The following is a 3444-nucleotide window of genomic DNA, read 5'->3' as shown; positions in this document are numbered from 1 at the left end:
CTAAAGAAGAAAGTACCAAAGAAAAAAGCTCTAAAAAAGAGAGCTCTAAAGAAGAGAGTACCAAAGAAATAAGTTCTAAAGAAGACATACATAAACAAAAGGATATTGTTGCCACCCTTCAAGATAATGATGATTTCAGTATTTTAGCGGCTGCTTTTGAAAAAACTAATTTAGTTGAAATCTTACAAGAAAACGAACCATATACCCTCTTCGCCCCAACGGATGAAGCTTTTGAGCAATTATTAGAAGAGCTTGATATCACGGAGCAAGAGCTACTAACACAGCCTGATCTTAATAAACTATTAACTTATCACCTGGTGGCTAGTAAAATTTTGGCTGAAGATTTAAAAGACGGAAAATCTGTTGAAACTGTTAATGGAGAAAAAGTGGCCTTCGATTTTTCAGAAGACGAGCCGATGATCAGTGAATCGATGATTACTTCTACCGATTTAGAAGTTTCCAATGGAGTTATTCATATCATTGACACAGTTTTAATTCCTAAAGACTTCGAGTTACAAAAAGTGGATACTAAATAAGCTAGGCAAAGCTTTTCTTATTTTCTATTAACGTCAAAGAGGCTGAATAAATAAAGTTCTATAATAAATAGGGTGGATGCTATCCAAGGAGATTAAGCAATTAACGGTTGCTTAGTCTCCTTTTCTTTTCTTCCTGACACATATAATCTTGATATTAAAAGTATTCTATTTTTGAAATGGGAGTCGTTTTTATAGCCATAAGCATGGCGTTTAAGCACTTTAATCGTGTTATTAATCCCTTCAATAGGGCCATTAGTCAGTGTGTGATAATGAAAGTTATTCTTAATGTATTGTTTAAACTTAGTAACTGTCCTTAGGACTCTCTTAAGCCCCGGTGCAAGCGATTGATTTGAAGCCTGATAAAGGGTAGTCATAAACATTAGAGGGTCTGATTGTTCGAGAGAGAAATGAAGGTCTTGAACCACACGATAGACGTCTTTAAGGACTTCATTTTGATTTAACAGGTAATCCACCACATTCCCTGTATTCGTTAAAGAGTCAAAAATAGGATATCTTTCATAGCGTGTGTATTCAAGCTTCGTTTCCTTCATTAAAAACAGTTTCCAGTACCTCTTAAGCTTATTATAGAGCCTTCTGTCTTTATATCTTACTTGGTTCATTCCTTGAATCCGACAACGGTTCAATTCACGGTTAAGAGATTGAACGATATGGAATCGGTCAATAATAATGGAAGCATTAGGAAATAATTGACGGATCAATTCAATATAGGGGACATACCTATCAATACAAATGGTTTTTACTTTTTTTCGTTCGTGTCGACTATATCGGTAAAAGTGCTCTTTCAACGCATATAAACGACGATCCTCTACGATATCAACGACTTGGTGAGTCAGAGCATCACAATAGATAAAGCTCATAGACCCTTTAACGGAACGGGTCGATTTGAATTCATCAAAACAAAGATGTGCTGGAAGAGTGGTAGGTTGTTTACGTATTGTAGCAGCGAAAGCATCGACCACACGTCGTACGGTATGAATAGAGACAGGTGTTTGAGAAGCAATTTTCTTTTCAGCAGTAGTGTCCGTTGCCAAGCTGGCGATTTTTTTTGCTTAGTGGCACGCGAGATAAAGCAGTTCTTCTCAACCAAATTGGTTTCTGCAGTGAAGGAGTGGCCACAATTTCGACAAAGGTAAGGTTGTTTTTTAAAAAGTAAGTAGCAAGCTTGCCCTGCACTTTCTAAGTAGGTGATTCTAGAGGAGCGTGTGCCGTTTTTAACGACAACTCCTTCCTTTTGGCAACAAAGACAGCTATCAACAGGATAGGTCAGTGTACACTTTATGTGAAGCTTATTTTTGATCTTTTCCACACAATTATCAGAGAATTTTACGTTAGGGTCTTTTATAGTGAGTAATGTTCGTATATCATGAGTCATAGCACAGAGTCCTTTCTATTAGTTGTTGGTACTTTTAATAGATCGGACTTCTGTGTTTTTATGTACCAAAAAAAAGGGTTGAAGGAAGTGTTTTTTCTTCCATCAACCCTATTTATTATAGAACCTAAAATTTGAATAGTTTTATTATAAAACGTTCAAACATCTTAATTTTCTTCTTTTTTTCTGCCTCCTACTGCAATTAATCCTAATCCACTTAGAATTGAAAGAGCAACTCCAGAAAAAATCATTAAATTATCTGATTCTCCAGTAGTTGGAAGCATTTCAGATTTAGAAGGTGAATCATTTTCCGGTTTAGTTGATCCATTGTTGTTGCTAATATTTGCTTTTTTATCAGAAACAATTACATTAACTTTTATTGTTTCTGATGAACCGTCTGGATATGTTACTCGAATAACACCTTCTGATTTACCTGGTTTAGAAACATCTGGTTCTACAACCCACTCAATTTTAGTACCTTCTGGTAAATCATCTTTATTACTAATTCCTTCTGATGAATTTGGAACTTGACCAATTTCTGTTTCAATGTCTTTACCAATTGGTTCATTCTTATCAGCATCTGTTAGTTCATTTTCCGATGGACGACTGTTTGGATCTTTTGGATTCGTTCCTTTATCAATCTCTTCTTGGTCTGCTACACCATCACCATCATCATCTGGATCAGTCACATCAGGTACTCCATCTTTATCTGTATCGCGTTGAACGGTAATTGTTACTGTTTCAGTTGTTGATGACCCACCTGGATTTGTTACTTTGATTTTGATTGGTATTTCGCGTTCTTCTTCAAAATCATTGTTTTCTAAATCATCTTTCCAGTCATCAACGTTTGGTGTACCAGTGATTGTTCCTGTTTCTGGATCATAGGTTAAACCGTCTGGCAACTCTGTCACTTCCACAGTAGCACCCTCATTATCTGGCGTAACCATGATATCTTTGATTGGCTTGCCTTCTACAACTGTTTGATCAGCAATTTCTTCCAATCCCTCAATAGGTGAAATTGGTGTTAATGGAAGACTGTTTGGATCTTTTGGATTCGTTCCCTTGTCAATCTCTTCTTGGTCTGCTACACCATCACCATCATCATCTGGATCAGTCACATCAGGTACTCCATCTTTATCTGTATCGCGTTGAACGGTAATTGTTACTGTTTCAGTTGTTGATGACCCACCTGGATTTGTTACTTTGATTTTGATTGGTATTTCGCGTTCTTCTTCAAAATCATTGTTTTCTAAATCATCTTTCCAGTCATCAACGTTTGGTGTACCAGTGATTGTTCCTGTTTCTGGATCATAGGTTAAACCGTCTGGCAACTCTGTCACTTCCACAGTAGCACCCTCATTATCTGGCGTAACCATGATATCTTTGATTGGCTTGCCTTCTACAACTGTTTGATCAGCAATTTCTTCCAATCCCTCAATAGGTGAAATTGGTGTTAATGGAAGACTGTTTGGATCTTTTGGATCTGATCCTGCTTCTATTTCCTTATCATCTGGAATT

Annotated in this window: 2 protein-coding genes and 1 pseudogene; 1 reads left to right on the top strand and 2 read right to left on the bottom strand. The window is 36.7% G+C overall.

Going from position 1 to position 3444, the window contains the following annotated elements; genetic code table 11:
- Nucleotides 1-536 (top strand): fasciclin domain-containing protein (locus ACQV2G_RS08945; protein WP_428876630.1); only part of this gene is annotated, 536 nt, incomplete at its 5' end.
- A 92-nt stretch (nucleotides 537-628) separates the two neighbouring features.
- Here the strand turns inward: ACQV2G_RS08945 and ACQV2G_RS08940 are convergent.
- Both ACQV2G_RS08940 and ACQV2G_RS08935 read right to left on the bottom strand, forming a co-directional pair.
- Nucleotides 629-1929: pseudogene (locus ACQV2G_RS08940) on the bottom strand (ISL3 family transposase).
- A gap of 164 nt (nucleotides 1930-2093) precedes the next feature.
- Nucleotides 2094-3444: Rib/alpha-like domain-containing protein (locus ACQV2G_RS08935; protein WP_428876629.1), on the bottom strand; the 1351-nt coding region annotated here is incomplete at its 5' end.

Source organism: Facklamia sp. P12955 (genome assembly GCF_050409565.1).
GTDB lineage: Bacteria > Bacillota > Bacilli > Lactobacillales > Aerococcaceae > Facklamia.
The sequence above is the reverse complement of the archived record's forward strand: the minus strand, read 5'-3'. Positions and strand labels throughout refer to the sequence as shown.